The sequence below is a fragment of the Bradyrhizobium sp. AUGA SZCCT0160 genome, from assembly GCF_018130105.1.
Taxonomy (GTDB): domain Bacteria; phylum Pseudomonadota; class Alphaproteobacteria; order Rhizobiales; family Xanthobacteraceae; genus Bradyrhizobium.
In genome coordinates this window covers 49,673-65,317 of the sequence record NZ_JAFCMD010000026.1, presented here as the reverse complement: position 1 = coordinate 65,317, position 15,645 = coordinate 49,673, and the positions used below count along the sequence as shown (strand labels likewise).

General features: G+C 64.2%; 15 protein-coding genes. 6 read left to right on the top strand and 9 right to left on the bottom strand.

Annotated features, from left to right (window positions below):
- Positions 1–30 precede the first annotated feature (30 nt).
- From JQ558_RS31545 to JQ558_RS31525, 5 genes are read left to right on the top strand one after another with little or no spacing between them, the layout of a single operon-like run.
- Positions 31–396: a helix-turn-helix transcriptional regulator gene (locus JQ558_RS31545; protein ID WP_212296239.1), complete on the top strand. Its 366-nt coding sequence runs from the start codon at positions 31–33 to the stop codon at positions 394–396.
- Entirely contained in the window at positions 389–916 is a 528-nt protein-coding gene (locus JQ558_RS31540) for an arsenate reductase ArsC (RefSeq protein WP_212296238.1), read from the top strand. Before JQ558_RS31545 ends, JQ558_RS31540 begins: the two co-directional genes overlap by 8 nt.
- A complete protein-coding gene (locus tag JQ558_RS31535; protein ID WP_212296237.1) occupies positions 916–1,614 on the top strand; it encodes an MIP/aquaporin family protein in 699 nt (232 codons plus the stop codon). The genes JQ558_RS31540 and JQ558_RS31535 overlap by 1 nt, the downstream gene beginning before the upstream one ends.
- Positions 1,611–2,018, top strand: coding sequence for an arsenate reductase (glutaredoxin) (gene arsC, locus JQ558_RS31530; RefSeq protein ID WP_212208198.1), 408 nt, complete (start codon positions 1,611–1,613; stop codon positions 2,016–2,018). Before JQ558_RS31535 ends, arsC begins: the two co-directional genes overlap by 4 nt.
- A gap of 50 nt (positions 2,019–2,068) precedes the next feature.
- Positions 2,069–3,328, top strand: a complete 1,260-nt coding sequence (locus tag JQ558_RS31525; protein ID WP_212296236.1) for an adenylate/guanylate cyclase domain-containing protein — start codon at positions 2,069–2,071, stop codon at positions 3,326–3,328.
- Here JQ558_RS31525 and JQ558_RS31520 read toward each other — a convergent pair.
- From JQ558_RS31520 to JQ558_RS31495, 6 genes are all read right to left on the bottom strand, one after another.
- Positions 3,325–4,536 (bottom strand): multidrug effflux MFS transporter, encoded by a 1,212-nt coding sequence (locus JQ558_RS31520; RefSeq protein WP_212296235.1) that lies wholly within the window; start codon positions 4,534–4,536, stop codon positions 3,325–3,327. The two genes, JQ558_RS31525 and JQ558_RS31520, sit on opposite strands and share 4 nt — an antisense overlap.
- 202 nt (positions 4,537–4,738) lie before the next feature.
- Positions 4,739–5,998 carry an MFS transporter gene (locus JQ558_RS31515; RefSeq protein ID WP_212296234.1) on the bottom strand — a complete coding sequence of 420 codons (1,260 nt, stop codon included), beginning with the start codon at positions 5,996–5,998 and terminating at the stop codon, positions 4,739–4,741.
- A gap of 211 nt (positions 5,999–6,209) precedes the next feature.
- Positions 6,210–8,279: a peroxidase family protein gene (locus JQ558_RS31510; RefSeq protein WP_212296233.1), complete on the bottom strand. Its 2,070-nt coding sequence runs from the start codon at positions 8,277–8,279 to the stop codon at positions 6,210–6,212.
- 197 nt (positions 8,280–8,476) lie between these two features.
- Positions 8,477–10,234, bottom strand: a complete 1,758-nt coding sequence (locus tag JQ558_RS31505) for a flotillin family protein (protein ID WP_212296232.1) — start codon at positions 10,232–10,234, stop codon at positions 8,477–8,479.
- A gap of 2 nt (positions 10,235–10,236) precedes the next feature.
- On the bottom strand, positions 10,237–10,887 hold the full coding sequence (locus JQ558_RS31500; protein WP_212296261.1) for an OB-fold-containig protein: 651 nt from the start codon (positions 10,885–10,887) through the stop codon (positions 10,237–10,239).
- Positions 10,888–10,895: 8 nt separating this feature from the next.
- Positions 10,896–11,162: a hypothetical protein gene (locus JQ558_RS31495; protein WP_212208193.1), complete on the bottom strand. Its 267-nt coding sequence runs from the start codon at positions 11,160–11,162 to the stop codon at positions 10,896–10,898.
- A 168-nt stretch (positions 11,163–11,330) separates the two neighbouring features.
- Between JQ558_RS31495 and JQ558_RS31490 the strand changes: the two genes are divergently transcribed.
- On the top strand, positions 11,331–12,728 hold the full coding sequence (locus JQ558_RS31490) for an Nramp family divalent metal transporter (RefSeq protein ID WP_212296231.1): 1,398 nt from the start codon (positions 11,331–11,333) through the stop codon (positions 12,726–12,728).
- A 71-nt stretch (positions 12,729–12,799) separates the two neighbouring features.
- On the opposite strand, the gene JQ558_RS31485 is transcribed toward JQ558_RS31490, so the two are convergent.
- From JQ558_RS31485 to hemB, 3 genes are all read right to left on the bottom strand, one after another.
- Positions 12,800–13,576 (bottom strand): arginyltransferase, encoded by a 777-nt coding sequence (locus JQ558_RS31485; protein WP_212296230.1) that lies wholly within the window; start codon positions 13,574–13,576, stop codon positions 12,800–12,802.
- Between the two features lie 159 nt (positions 13,577–13,735).
- The gene (locus JQ558_RS31480) at positions 13,736–14,287 is read right to left on the bottom strand and encodes an RDD family protein (RefSeq protein WP_212208190.1); all 552 of its coding nucleotides are present in this window, start codon (positions 14,285–14,287) and stop codon (positions 13,736–13,738) included.
- A 238-nt stretch (positions 14,288–14,525) separates the two neighbouring features.
- Complete coding sequence (gene hemB / locus JQ558_RS31475; protein ID WP_212296229.1) at positions 14,526–15,587, bottom strand: porphobilinogen synthase; 1,062 nt, start codon at positions 15,585–15,587, stop codon at positions 14,526–14,528.
- Positions 15,588–15,645 lie beyond the last annotated feature (58 nt).

The following is a 15,645-nucleotide window of genomic DNA, read 5'->3' as shown; positions in this document are numbered from 1 at the left end:
ATGTTCAGATATATCCATAAATCTGGATATATGGAATCAGAACAGGCCATTCTTGCGCTCGCTGCATTGGCGCAGCCGACCCGGCTCGAGGTGTTTCGCCTGCTGGTGAAGCACGAACCGGAGGGGCTGGCGGCCGGCGATATCGCCAAGGCGCTGGCGGTGCCGCAGAACACCATGTCGTCGCATCTGGCGATCCTGTCGCGTGCAGGGCTGGTGACGGCCCAGCGCTTCAGCCGATCAATTGTGTATCGCGCCGATCTCGACGCGTTTCGGGCGGTCATGCTGTTCATGGTCAGGGATTGCTGCGACGGACGTTCGGAAATCTGCGCGCCGCTGATCGAAGACCTCACGCCTTGCTGTTCACCTAAACCGAAGAGGAGGAAAGTCCATGTCTGATCGCATGTATAATGTTCTCTTCCTTTGCACTGGAAATACCGCCCGTTCGATCCTGGCCGAGGCGATCCTGCGAAAGGATGGCCGTCGCCACTTCCGCTCCTTCTCCGCAGGGAGCAAGCCGAAGGGAACGGTGAATCCATTCGCGATCAGGGTCCTGAACAGCCTGGATTATCCGACCGGCGATTTGCGCTCCAAGAGTTGGGAGGAGTTCGCGCGCCCCGGCGCTCCCGCGATGGATTTCATTTTTACGGTTTGCGACAATGCTGCAGGCGAGTCCTGCCCGGTGTGGCCCGGCCGGCCGATGACGGCGCATTGGGGTATTGCAGACCCGGCGGAGGTTGTTGGTACCGATATCGAGCGCGAAGCGGCGTTCGTCGAGGCATTCCGGTACATGAAGAATCGCATCGCCGCGTTCACGAGCCTGCCGTTGAGCAGCATCAATGCGCTGTCGCTGGGAACGCGGCTGCGCGATATCGGCCGCATCGATGGTGCCACTAACGGTCACGAGAAGGCGAGTTGATGTCCGATTTTGATCTTCCGCGCCGCCTGACCGCCGAAGCCCTCGGCACCGCGATACTGGTCGCAACCGTGGTCGGATCCGGCGTGATGGCGGAAACGCTCACCAAGGACGTTGCGCTGGCGCTGCTCGGCAACACGCTGCCGACCGGCGCGATCCTGGTGGTGCTGATCACCATTCTTGGTCCTATCTCGGGTGCGCATTTCAATCCCGCGGTGTCGCTGGTGTTTGCGCTCCGGCGCGAACTGACAGCGCGTGAGGCGCTATTGTACGTGGCGGCGCAGATCGCGGGCGGCATCGCCGGGACCATCATGGCGCATGCGATGTTCGGCCTGCCGCTGCTGGATGCCTCGCTGAAGGTGCGAACCGGCGGCGCGCAATGGCTGGCGGAGGCGGTGGCCGCGTTCGGCCTGCTTGCGACGATTTTGGCCGGTATCCGGTTCAACCGGGCGGCGATCCCCTGGCTGGTCGGGCTTTACATCACGGCGGCCTATTGGTTCACGTCGTCGACGTCGTTTGCCAATCCCGCGGTCGCCATCGCCCGATCGTTCACCAATACGTTTTCGGGAATTCGTCCGACCGATCTGCCCGGTTTCATCGCCGCCGAACTCTGTGGTGCGATCTTGGCGATGATGCTGATGGGCTGGCTGCTGCGCGAGGCAGGCGAGGTGGCCGCAACTGCGAAGGAAGCTCGCTCATGAGCGTGACGATCTATCACAACCCGTCCTGCGGCACCTCGCGCAATACGCTGGCAATGATCCGGCAAAGCGGCGAAGAGCCCGAGGTGATCGAGTATCTGAAGACGCCGCCGAGCCGCGCCCGGCTGGTCGAGCTGATCGCCGCGTTGGGCATCTCCGCGCGCGAGCTGCTCCGCGAAAAAGGCACGCCCTATGCGGAGCTCGGCCTTGCCGATCCCAAATGGAGCGACGACGAACTGATCGATTTCATGCTCGCCCATCCGATCCTGATCAACCGGCCGATCGTGGTGACGCCGAAGGGGGTTCGGCTGTGCCGGCCGTCGGAGATGGTGCTCGACCTGCTCGACCGTCCCGTGGCCTCCTTCGTGAAGGAAGACGGCGAAGTCGTCGTATCCGGGAAAACCTAAGGGATTTCCGCAGGCTTCCGTCTGTCACGATTGCGCGGCATAATGGCGGCATGGAACTCACGCCCCGCCTGCGCCTGATGAACTGGATCGCCCATCAGAGCCTGACAGGCCTGCCCGAGAACGATCTGCTCCGCGGCTTTTGCGAACGCTGCCGCGCCCATGGCCTGGAGCTGTCGCGCGCAATGGTCATCATTGACACGCTGCACCCGGTGTTCGAGGGCCGCGGATTTCGCTGGAGCGATTCCCAGACCAACGAGGCCGACAGGTTTGAATATGGTTCGAGCAGCGAGGGCGCCGTCGCGGATAACTGGCGGCGCTCGACATTTTACCATTTGCTTGAAACCGGCGGCGACGAGCTGCTGATCGATCTGTCCGATTGCGAAGGCCTCGATTTCAACATGATCGAGGACCTGACCGCCAAGGGTCACAAGCATTTTCTCAGCATGGTGCACCGTTTCGGCGAAGCCGGCACCATGGGGCAGATGGACTGCTTTTACTCGACATGGGTGACCCGGCGCGACGAAGGATTTGGCGAGCAGGGACTCGCCGCCTTGCGCGAGCTGGTGCCGGTGCTCGGGCTTGCGGTCAAATCCGCCGCACAGGCTGAGGTCGCGCGGACGCTGGGGAGGGTCTATCTCGGCCGGGACGCATCCGAGCAGGTGCTGCGCGGCCGCATTGCCCGCGGCGTCACCGAGCGCATCAACGCGGTGCTGTGGTTTTCGGATCTGCGCGGCTCTACCTCGATCAGCGAGAGCATCGAGCCCGGCCAGATCATCCCGTTCCTGAACGATTATGCGCAGGCCTCGATCGACGCCATCCACGATGCCGGCGGCGAGGTGCTGAAACTGATCGGCGATGGCGTGCTGGCGATGTTCACCCATGAGAACATGGCCGTTGCCAAGCGCACGGCGCTGCGCGCCGAGCATCGCTTCCGCCACAACATGGCTGCGGTCAGCGCGCGCCGTGCCGCCGAAGGGGTGGCGGTGACGACGGCCCATGTCGGCCTGCATGTCGGCGAGGTCTTCTACGGCAATATCGGCAGCGAGGACCGGCTCGACTTCACCGTGGTGGGGCCGGCCGTCAACGAGGTCAGCCGCATCGCCTCGATGTGCCGTTCGGTCGACCGCGAATTGCTGACGTCGCAGGCGTTCCGGACCGGACTGGATGCTGCGGGGCGCAACTATCTGGTTTCCACCGGCCGCTATGCGCTGCGTGGCATCGGCCGCGCGCAGGATCTCTATACGCTCGATCCGGACATTGCGTCGGATGAAGTTGTGGCTGGCAAATACGAGCGGTATCTCGGCAGCTAGGCCGCTTTCGCGTGCAGCGAGTAGAGGCCGACCGCCACCAACGAAAACACCGTCAGCACCACGCCGAGCGCGAACAGCGCCTCGTGCGAGATCGTCGCGGCCAGCCAGACGCCGATCGCCGCATTCATCATCTGCCAGAAGCCGACCAGCGCGGAGGCCGCGCCTGCCTTCTCGCCGAACGGGGAGAGCGCCTGTGCGGTGCCCAAGGGGTTCACGATGCCCATGCCGAGCAGGAACACGCTCATCGCGCCCAGAAACGGCAGGAAGGTCGGGCTATACAGCGACACCAGCAGCATCGCGAGGCTGCCGGCTGCCGCCGCGAATAATCCGCCACGGATCGAGCGGTCGAGTCCGTAGCGCGGCGCCAGCTTTGTCGCCAGCATTCCGGCCGCGAATACGATCAGCACGGTGCCGGCGAAGAACAGGCCGAGCTGAATTGGCGTAAAGTGCATCGCTTCGATCAGCACGCGGGGCGCGGCCGAGAACACCGCGAACAGACCGCCCATGATCAGGCTCACGGTCGCTGCCGGCACCACGAAACGCCGGTCGGCGATCAGGCCAAGATAGTTTTTGGCAATCGCGAGCGGGTCGAGCGGTGTGCGCGTCGCATGATGGGTCTCGCCCAGAACCATGCCGTAGGCGAGCGCGCCGAGCACGGCAAAGGCGGCGACAAGCGCGAACTCGGAACGCCAGCCGAAATAATGGTCGAGCGCGCCGCCGAACAGCGGCGAGAAGCCAGGCGCCGCCGCCATCGCAATCATGATCAGCGCCATCGCGCGCGCCAATGCGGCGCCGGAGAACAGGTCGCGCGCAATAGCGCGTGACAGCACGGAGGTGGCGCAGGCGCCGGCGGCCTGGACCACGCGGCCGGCGAGCAGGTTGGGCAGGTCGGTGGCGAGGCCGCACCAGACGCTGCCGGCGAAAAACACGGCAAATCCGATCAGCACCGGCCAGCGGCGACCGTAGCGGTCCGAGATCGGCCCGACCACGAGCTGGCCGACTGCGAACACCGCCAGAAAGATCGTGATCGCTGACGTGACCGCCGCGCTCGTGACGTGCAGCGAGGCTGCCATCTGCGGGAGCGACGGCAGCAGGATATTGGTCGCCAGCGTCCCGGTGGCAGCCAGCGCCGCCAGCACCGCGATCTGCAGAACGGTGGAGGAGGCCTCGGGACGGGGGCGCGCGATCGCTACGGTCTGGTCGGCCATGGAGGGTTCCCGCATTTCGATAAGATGATGTATATCATATAAAACGGGGTGCGGAAACGCAAATAAGCCATGCCATTTTGCTTTGTATTGGCGTTGATTCGTCATGGCCGGGCTTGACCCGGCCATCCACGACTTACTTTCGCGGTTGCAGCCAAGGAAGACGTGGATGCCCGGGTCAAGCCCGGGCATGACGAGGACCTTTTCAGAACGCATGCGCCCGCAGCGCCGGCCCGTCGCCGACCATTTCCGGCTGCCGCGTCAGCGAGACGGCGGGCGACATCAGGATGACCAGCGCTTGGGCGGCGAAGATCGCGGCCGCCAGGTAGAGGCAGGCTTCGGCGCCGTAGAGCCCGCCGACGATGGCGCCGAGCGCCGAGCCGAGCGGGCGGGCGCCATAGCTCATGATGTTGATGGCGGAGACGCGGCCCAAGAGCGAGGGCGGCGTCACCGATTGGCGCAGCGTCGTGGTGGAGATCACCCACAGGATCGGACCGACGCCGAGCAGGAAGAAGCTCAGGCCCGCGAGCTGCGGTGAGGGAAAGATGGTCGTCAGCGCCATCACGGCGGCGGCGACGAAACCGGTCACCGGGCCGAGCCCGATCACGGTGCCGAAGGCGAGGCGCTTCATGACGCGCGTCGCCAGCAGCGCGCCGACCACCATGCCGACGCCGTACATCGCGAGCGTGGTGCCGACGCCGGTCGCGGAAAGGCCGAGATGACGCACGGCATAGGGCACGAACACCGCAAGCAGCAGGAAGGAGGCCGTGTTGAAGATGAACTGGGTGATGAACACCGGCCGCAGCAGCTTGTGGTGCAGCACGAACACGGCGCCTTCCTTGATCTCCTGCAGCGGATGGCGGCGGGGAGCGGGCGCGCGGGCGGGCTCATAGATGCCCGACAGCAGCACGACCGCGATGACCGACAGCGCAGCGGCAAATCCGAACGCGGGGGCGGCGCCGACCCATCCGACCAGCACGCCGCCGAGCGCGGGGCCGCTGGCAAAGGCGACAGTGCGCGCCAGTTCAATCCGCGCATTGGCCGCGGGCAGTTGCTCCGGGTTCACCAGCGAGGGCACCAGCGCCGGTGCCGCGACGCTGTAGGCGACCGTGCCGCACACCGCGATGAAGCCGAGCAGAGCCAGCAGCGGCAGCGTCATCCAGCCGAGCCAGATCAGCAGCAGGATTCCGCCGAGCGCCGCCGCACGCAGCGCTTCGGCGCCCGCCATCAGCCAGCGCCGCGAGATGCGGTCGGCCAGCAGGCCGGCAGGGATCGCAAACAGGATGAAGGGCAGCGTCAGCGCGGTCTGCAGCAGGCCGGTCTGGCCTTCGCCGACGCCCAGCAGCAGCACGGCGACGATCGGGGCGGCGGCCAGCGCGACTTGTTCGGCCGATTGCGCGGCGAGGTTCGACCAGGCGAGGCGGTTGAAGGTCGGCGGCAGGCGCGGCGTCTCGGCGGCGGACATGGGGCGATTCCCTGATGGCTTTATCGGCCCTCATTGTCCGACGACAGCACGGCCCAACCCACCCGTTTCCCGACAAGCGGCGGGGCAACGAAAAAACCTCCACACGTGAACGTGTGGAGGTTTCTCACCTTGATGTGTCAGCGATGTCTCCCAACACCAGTGATCTGTCCGGCTAAACACTTGTCCCGGCCATCCACGTCTTGCTGACCCATCAGACGTCGAACAGAAAGTCGTGCCTGCTGAGTTCATAGGGCCGCACACCCATCAATTCGATCCAGTCGTCGCCGACGTGCACGATCGTGTTGCCGTGATTGCCCGAGATTTTTACATCGCGAAAGTCGAGGCGGCCGGCATGCTCGAACACCAGCAGGTCGACGCCGGGATCGAAGTCGGTGATCCTGGCTTTGGTGGCGCCGGTATCGAACACGAAACGATCGGCGCCGGCATGGCCTGTCATGGTCTGCTTGCCGGTTCCGGCGAACAGGTAATCGCCCTGCGGACCGCCGATCAGGGTGTCGGTGCCATCGGAGCCGATCACGATCTGGCGGGCGTCGGGGTCTTCGGACTCGACGCCGCCGGCAAGGCCGGTGTGCCGGACATAGGTGACGAAGACGTCATCCTGGATGTGCTTGGTGTCGGAGTTGCGCAGGATGATGTCGGCGAGCGTCGTGCCCTTGATCTCGGATAGCGTCCGGGCATCGAAACCCTGGTTCTCGAACCAGAGCCGGTCGCCATCGCGCAGCGCCTCGAACTGCATCGTCAGAATGGCTTGAAAAGTTTCGCCGACCAGCGCGCCGGGAACATGGTTCTCCGACAGGCCGCCGGTCCACAGGCCGACATTGTTGACGTTGCCGTAGGCCGCCTTCAGCCCGGCCAGCGTCTGCGGGTCGCTCGTGATCTGGCTGAAATCGGTGTAGGGGTCGAGCCCGAGCGCTTCACGGGTCTGGTTGAGCGTGCCGAGGCCGAGGTCGCGGGCGCGCTGGATATTGATCGCGGCGAGATCCATCGACACCGGCGCATCGACCAGAAAATTACGCAGATCCTCGACAATGCGCGCATCGAGCGCCTGCGAGGGATCGGCGGCCAGATGGCGCAATTGTCCGTCGGCGCCGCCATTGTCGATGAAGTTGGCCGCCGGCTGGAAAAACACGTCTTTCAGGTCTTCCTCGGAGCCGGCGATGACCTCGCCGTTCTCCGCAAGGCCTTCGGTTTCGCCCGAGACGATCGAGTGTCCGAAGCGGAACGCCGCGGCGACGAATTCCAGTGTCAAATGCGGATCGACATTGGGGTCGTAGCCGTCATAGGGCGTGAGCGCGTCCTTGCCGACGAGGTTCGGCAGGAATTCGGAATAGGTGATGTTGGCGATTTCCGCCGACACGATGGCGCGGGCGTAATTGTAGAGCTGGTCGCCGCTCCAGTTCGGATGCTCAAGGTGCAGTTTGTCGACCTGGTAATTGTGTTCGCGCACGAACAGCGTCTGCAGCGCGGTCAGCGCCGGATTTTCCGCGGCGCGGACGTCGCCGGCCACCACCATGCCGTTGACGATGGGCAAATTGTCTCCCGCGGACGTCTTCATGTGGCCGTCGGCAGTGCGCAGGCTGGCGGCGACCGCTGCACTCGACCCGTAGACCATCGAGGCGTCGAGCCAGGCGGAATTGGAATTGACCGCCATCGCCGGATTGGACGTGCCCGGACCGGTCGTGGGATCGGTGACGGCGCGGGTGATCCGAATGATGGTGCCGGCGGGGAATACGGGATCGCCGGCGGGGACCACGACGCTGATGTCGTTGACGCCGTCGGTGCGGGTCAGCGTCATGTCATGGTCGATGAATTGGCCCCAGGCGTACATGAACGCGGAAACACCTTCCGGGTTCGCCACGTCGGCATCGCCGGCGCCGACCACGAGATTGCTGATGGTGCGCGGATTGTTGCCGCCCAGCGGCACGGAAATGCCGTCGGCAAAATGCGCCGTCCCGATACGTGCGAATTCGGTGCCGGCGGCGTTGAGGGTGGAATCGGACCGGTTGTTCTGCGAGCCGTCGAAGCTGCGGTACTCGATTTTTACCGGCTGCGGACCCGGTTGGCACGACGGGCCGTCATGCGGGCCATGAGAGCCGTGGCCCCCGTGAGAACCATGGGATCCGTGAGAGGGGTGGGCGTCGTGCGTGCCATGTGAACCGTGAGGCTGGTGCGGCAGGAAAAAATGCTGGGAAAAATGGCCGAAGTGGAAATCGTCATGGTCTCCGTCCTTGCCGCCAAAAGCCCGCTTGAGCTGACGCATCGACCGCCTCCCTGACCTGCAATTGCGAATTATTCGCAACTAGTGTCACTAATGAGAGGCATTTGCAATAAGGAAATCGAAGACGGAGGGACGCGCCGTGCCCGGCAAGGCGTAAAAAAGCCCGCCGCATCGACCGCGGCGGGCTTCTCTCTATTTGCCTATTTGCGATCTGACGGCGGCTCAGACCGTCATTGCGACTACGATTTCGGTCCGAGCGTCGCCTTGCCCGTGCCCGAGAGGGTGGTCGGCGGCGTTGCGGGGCTGTCGGCAGGCGCCTCCGCTTCAGTCAGCGGGCTATTGCCGGCACGCAGCGCATTCAACAGGCTGGTCATGCCGTCGGGGCCAGCCGGGAAACCGGCCTCGCCGAGAATCCTGTCGATCATCGGCTTGAACGCCGATACCGACAACAGCTGAGCGGCGAGACCATCACCGAGTCCGAGACCGCCATTGCCGCCGCCGTTCATCGCGCCGTTGCCGCCACCGCGACCGAGCATGCCGCCGGTATCGAAGATCCGGATGTCGGAGATCTTCTCGATCGGCTTGACCGCTTCGGCCAGCGCGCTCGGAATGATATTGATGCGGGCGAGGTTGAGGTCGTACTCGATCATCTCGGCACCGAGCTTGTTGCGGGCCTCGGCCTTGAGCGCCGCCACCTCGGCCTCGGCTTCACCGAGCGCCTTGACGCCGGTCGCACGCGTGGTTGCGGCGTCGGCGTCGGCCTTGGCGAGCACGTTGATCGCTTCCGCCTTGTTGGCGGCGGCCTGCCGTTCGGCTTCCGCCATCACGGTGATCGGCATCGCGTCGGTTTCCGCCACCTTGCGCGCCGCGATCACGTTGATGATCTTGTCGCGCTCGGCGATTTCTGTGGCCCGTGCCGTCGTGACCTTTTCTTCGGCTGCGATCGCAAGCGCGCGCGCCGTTTCCGCGATGGTCTGCGCTTCGGATTGCTCTTTGTTCTTGGTGGCGACGACGATCGCGGCTTCCTGCGCCACGATCTGGAGATCACGCTCCATTTCGGTGGTGCGGCGCTTCACCGCCAGATCAGCCTCGATCTTTTTGGTGTCGCGGGCCTGGTTGGCCTCGGTCTGGACGTTGGCGACGGCCAGTTCCTGCTGGATGCGGTATTCGGCCTCGTTCTGCAGCGCCGTCTGCTCGACCTGCGCGGTCTGCGCGCGCATCGCGGCGGTCTTGTTGGCGATGTCGCGCTGCTGCGCCAGTTCCGCCTCGCGCTTGGTGCTCTCGATCGTCAGCGTGGTCTGGCGGGCGACCAGATCCTGCTGCGCGATGTTGACCTCGGTGGTGCGGACGATCTGGTTGCGCTCCTGCTCACGCTCCTTGGTGATCTTGGTCAGCGTGGTGAGGCCGTGCGCGTCGAAGAAATTGCTCGGATTGAAATGCTTGATGTCGCTCTGGTCGAGCCTCGTCAGCGAGACCGATTCAAGCTCGAGGCCGTTGTTCTGGATGTCGGCGCCGACCGCGTCCTGCACCGATTTGACGAAGGTCGCGCGCTGTTCCTGCAGCTCTTCGAGATGCATGGTGGCGGCGACCGAGCGCAGGCCGTCGACGAATTTCGCCTCGATCAGTTCGCGCAGTTCAGCAGCGTCGTTGGTGCGGTTGCCGAGCGTCTGCGCGGCCAGCGCGATCGACGACATGTCCGGTTTGACGCGGACGTAGAACTCGGCGCCGATGTCGACGCGCATGCGGTCCTTGGTGATCAGCGAGTCCGGGCCGCCACGGGCGACCTCCAGCCGCAACGTCTTCAGATTGACGGCTGCCGTGGAATGGAAAACCGGAAGCACGACGGAGCCGCCGTCGAGAACGACTTTCTGGCCGCCAAGACCGGTCCGGACATAGGCCTCGTCGCGGGTCGAACGCCGGTACAGCGTCGCGAACATGAAGCCGATGATGACAAAAAGAAGGACGCCGATAGCGATCGGTACTGCAAGTTCCCACATGTTCATGCCCTGTCTGATGACCATTGTTGTGCAATGAGGTTGGCTGGTGCGGCAATCGCGATAAAGCTCCTGGTGTCGCGGTCGACCAGCAACACGCTGGTGCCGACCGCGAGCGCTTTCGAATCGGGGCCGGCGCGCGCCGGGACAGAGTGCCAGTTGCCGAAGACATCCTTGAGACGGACGCGGCCGGGCAGTCCCTGGTCGAGCGGACCGATCGAGACCACGGCGACCTGGCCGACGAAGTCGGCCTCATCGACCGCATAGGTCTCGTCGCGCGGGATCACGCGTGAGATAGCGCGGCTGGTAACCCGGACCGCCGGAATGGCGCCGATGATGGCGCCGACGGCGGCGAGCGAAACCGGGAGAGAAATTCCAACACTGTGCGCGATGGCCTGCAGGCAAAATCCCGCGATCGAAAACATGCCAAGCGTCAACATCAAAAGAATCAAAAGCGGAACGCGCCCCGCATTGATCCAGAGAAACAGGCCGGAGATGGCGCTGTGGCCGTCGGCCTCGATCTCGACATCCTTGCCGACGATGTGGCTGAGCGAAAACCCAACCATGGTCGACAGCAATTCGATCACGGCAAGCACTGCCACGATCGCCGCGGCGATCGTGAAGGGGCGGACGTCCGCCGCCAGCAGGAGGTCGATGACGGCGCTCATTGTGAGGATTTGATCCGCGCGAGGCGTTCGGTGATCGCCGTTTCGTGGGTCATGGCCTTCTCCGGTTGGGATTTGACGGCGATGTCGATCTCGTAAGCCGGGCCGTCTGAGACCAGGTGAGCCGGGAAGGGGCACTCCCAACCGGCAAGGTAGCCCGGAACTTCGAATGAAACCAAGACGCGTCCTCGAACTGTGCTGATGGTCATGGTTGTTGGTCCCTTGATCGCGATCTGTTTGTCGTCGAGCGGGATTCGCCGGTTCATGGTTCCAGCCACGTAAACTGGCGCGGTCGCGCAGGCCGAGGGTCACCAGACGTGCGCGCAGGCCGGTCTCGACGCGAATTTCTCGTCTGCCGGTATCATCTTAGGGTGATCACTAGATGCAGTTGCAAATGAGTTGCAATAAGGGCGAATTTCGACCATCTTGATGAGATGGATGCACGAACGCCCGAATTGGGCCGAAAGACTAATTCGGAGAGCTTGGCTGTGGCCTTGCAAGACGCCGACGCCGGCTGGCGCGCCGACGCCGCAGCAAACAGGCAACGCAGTCTCGCGGAGGTCAACGCAACCATCGCGGTGCCGCTGGGTGGGCATTGGGCGCGCCGGCTGCTGGCGTTTCTTGGGCCCGGCTATCTGGTTTCCGTCGGCTATATGGATCCCGGCAATTGGGCGACCGACCTCGCCGGTGGATCGAAGTTCGGCTACACGCTGCTGTCGGTGATCCTGCTGTCGAACCTGATGGCGATCCTGCTGCAGGCGCTCGCCGCACGGCTCGGCATCGTCACCGACCGCGATCTCGCGCAGGCCTGCCGCGCCAGCTTTTCGCGTCCGGTCAATTTCATGCTGTGGCTGGCCTGCGAGGCCGCGATCATCGCCTGCGATCTGGCGGAAGTGATCGGCACCGCGATTGCGCTGAAGCTATTGTTCGGCATTCCCCTGATCGGCGGCGCGCTGATCACCGCGCTTGACGCCTTCCTGCTGCTGCTTCTGATGAACAAGGGTTTTCGCTTCCTCGAAGCCTTCGTCATCTCGCTCTTGATCGTCATCGCGGTCTGCTTTGCGATCCAGATCTTCGCCGCCGCGCCCCCTGTTGCCGCGATGCTGCGCGGCTTCCTGCCGTCGACCGAGATCGTCACCAATCCGGAGATGCTGTACATCGCGATCGGCATCATCGGCGCCACCGTGATGCCGCATAATCTCTATCTGCACTCCTCGATCGTGCAGACCCGCGCCTATCCGCGCACCGACGAAGGCCGGCGTGATGCGATCAAATGGGCGACGACGGACTCGACCATCGCGCTGATGCTGGCGCTGTTCATCAACGCCGCGATCCTGATCGTTGCCGCCTCGACGTTCCATTCCAGCGGCCGTACCGATGTGGCCGAGATCGGACAGGCGTATGAACTGTTGTCGCCGCTATTGGGCCTCGGGATCGCCTCGACGCTGTTCGCCGTCGCGCTGCTGGCGTCCGGCCTCAACTCGACGGTAACGGCCACGCTGGCCGGCCAGATCGTGATGGAAGGCTTTTTGCACCTGCGCCTGCCGAACTGGGCGCGGCGGCTGGTCACCCGCGGCGTCGCGATCGTCCCCGTCGTGATCGTCACCGCACTCTATGGCGAGAAGGGCACGTCCAACCTGCTGGTCTTCAGCCAGGTCATCCTGTCGATGCAATTGCCGTTCGCGGTGATCCCGCTGGTGCGATTCGTTTCCGACCGCCGCAAGATGGGTGATTTCGCGATTTCGCGTTCGGTCGCCACGCTGGCGTGGATCGTCGCCGGGATCATCGTGACGCTGAACGTCAAGCTGCTGTACGACACGCTGTTTGGCTGAAGAAGTCGCGAAGGGCGAGTAGCGAATGGAAGTTACCCTATTCGCCACTCCCTATTCGCCATTCGCCATCTTCAATCCTGCGGCTCGGTCAGTACTTCGCCTGACGCGTCGATGCGCAGCCAGCCTGAGGGGGCCAGCCGCTGCTGCGGCAGGAAGCGGCCCTTGTAGTCCATCTTCTTGGAGCCTTCGATCCAGTAGCCGAGATAGACGTAAGGCAGCCCCAGCCGCCTTGCGCGCGTGATATGGTCGAGGATCATGAAGGTGCCGAGCGAGCGGCTTTGCTCCGACGGCTCGAAGAACGAATACACCATCGACAGCCCGTCGCTGAGCACATCGGTCAGGGCGACGGCGATCAGCTCGTCGCCGCGGCCGGTGATGCCGGAATCGACGTTGCGCTTGCGGTATTCGATGATGCGGGTTTCGACGTGGCTGTCTTCCACCATCATGGCGTAGTCGAGCACGGTCATGTCGGCCATGCCGCCATGGCGGTGACGCCGGTCGAGATAGGCGCGGAACACCGAATATTGTTCCGAGGTCGGCACCGCGCTGCGCTGCTCGCCGATGATGTCGGCATTGCGCGCGAGAATTTTGCGGAAATTGCGCGAGGGCCGGAACTCGTTGGCGACGACGCGCACGGAAACGCAGGCGCGGCACTGGTCGCAGGCCGGCCGGTAGGCGATCGACTGGCTGCGCCGGAAGCCGCCATGGGTGAGGAGGTCGTTGAGGTCGCCGGCCTTGTCGCCGACCAGATGCGTGAACACCTTGCGCTCGTGCCGTCCCGGCAGATAGGGGCAGGGCGAGGGCGCCGTCAGGTAGAACTGCGGGGTATCACGCGAATGCTGGGTCACGTCGGGTCGTCAGGCCTCCGAAACACGAACAATAACGCTTTCCAGTGAACAATTGGTACCGGTGAGGGCAGTTCGGCCCCGATCCTGATCCGGGCCGAACAAACCTGAGCATCGCGCCGCGCGGGCTGACGGTCAATCAATTTGGAGTGTGACATCCCTTCAATAGGCGCGCGCCGGAGGTACAACCTGTGTGCGAACCGAGCTGTTGATGACGACGGTTCCCAGCACGATGTCATGCAGCAGCCGGCGGCGGCCGTTGAACAAGCCGATCAGGAGCACCAGCGGCGTCAGGAACGAGATCGACACCCAGAACAGCACGGCGTGGGTGGCGCCGAGCACGAAATAGCCCGGCGCGCCGTACCAGGTGCGCAGTTCCAGATCCATCACGCGCATGCCCACGGTCGCCGAATGCGGCCCGCCGAGGGAAGAGCCGTAATAGACGATGGCCCAGACGATCGTGGCCGGCCAGGCCAGCCAGAACAGCGCCCAGCCGAGCCCGAGTGTGATCAGGCCGAACACCGCGATGAAGATGTAGCCCAGGATCACCGGGACCGAGAGCACGACGAGGTCGATCAAAAAGGCGAACACCCGCCGCGTCAGCAGGCCGCGAAACAGTTCCGGCTGCAAATCGGGGTCGAACGCATGCGGCTGCACGCCGCCATCGTTACGCCAGCCGCCGCCACCGGTATTACCCGAACCGCTATACGACATGATCAGTCCTCCAGAACGTGCATATTCCCGCATGCCGAGACATCAAGCGGAGACATGGGAACCGCGCCTGCGCGCGCAAGGGCCGCGACGGTTACCAAACGGCAATATTCAGGCGATTCGGGGGCTGGGGACTTGAGGAACGCGTAGGGTGGGCAAAGGCGCTCTTGCGCCGTGCCCACCATTGTCTCCGCCGCTAAAGTTGGTGGGCACGCTGCGCTTTGCCCACCCTACGAAGGCTTCAGCTCTCCGCCTTGATCTTCTCCGCCGCGTTCGGCGCGAAGTACGTCAAAATACCGTCGGCGCCGGCGCGCTTGAAGGCGAGCAGGCTTTCCATCATCGCGCGTTCGCCGTCGATCCAGCCATTGCCGGCGGCTGCCGCGATCATCGCGTACTCGCCCGACACCTGGTACACGAAGGTCGGCATCGCAAAGGTGTCCTTTACCCGCCGCACGATGTCGAGATAGGGCATGCCGGGCTTGACCATCACCATGTCCGCGCCCTCGGCGATGTCGAGTTCGACCTCGCGCAGCGCTTCGTCGGAATTGGCGCTGTCCATCTGATAGGTGCGCTTGTCGCCGGTCAGCGTCTTTGCCGAACCGATGGCGTCGCGGAACGGGCCGTAGAAGGCGGAGGCGTATTTCGCCGCGTACGACATGATCTGCACGTCGGTAAAGCCTTCATCGTCCAGCGCCTCGCGGATCGCGCCGACGCGGCCGTCCATCATGTCGGAAGGCGCGATCACATCGCAGCCGGCTTCGGCCTGCACCAGCGCCTGGCGGACCAGCACGGCGACGGTTTCGTCGTTCAGGATCCGGCCGTCCTCGATCAGGCCGTCATGGCCGTGACTGGTGAAAGGATCCAGCGCCACGTCGCAGAGCACGCCTAGGCCCGGGAATTCCTTCTTGATCGCGCGCACCGACTGGCAGACGAGGTTGTCGGGGTTCAGCGCCTCGGAACCCTGTTCGTCGCGCAGTGAAGGGTCGGTATAGGGGAACAGCGCGATGCAGGGGATGTTGAGCTTCGCCGCGCGCTCGGCATCACGGACCGCCTGATCGACGGTGATGCGGTCGATGCCGGGCATCGAGGCGACCGCGGTGCGGGTATTGTGGCCGCCGACGATGAACAACGGCCAGATCAGATCGTCGGTCGTCAGCACGTTTTCCCGCACCATCCGCCGCGCCCATTCGGCCTTGCGGTTGCGCCGGGGGCGGATCGCGAGGTCGAGCGGGGCCGAGGTGAGGGCGGTCTGGTGCCGCGGAGCGTCGCGCATTTCGATCGGACGCCCGAATTTGATCGCCATATGATGGTACTCCCCGGCGGAAGGCTGATTTGGCCTGATTTGGACTTGGTCTAATTCT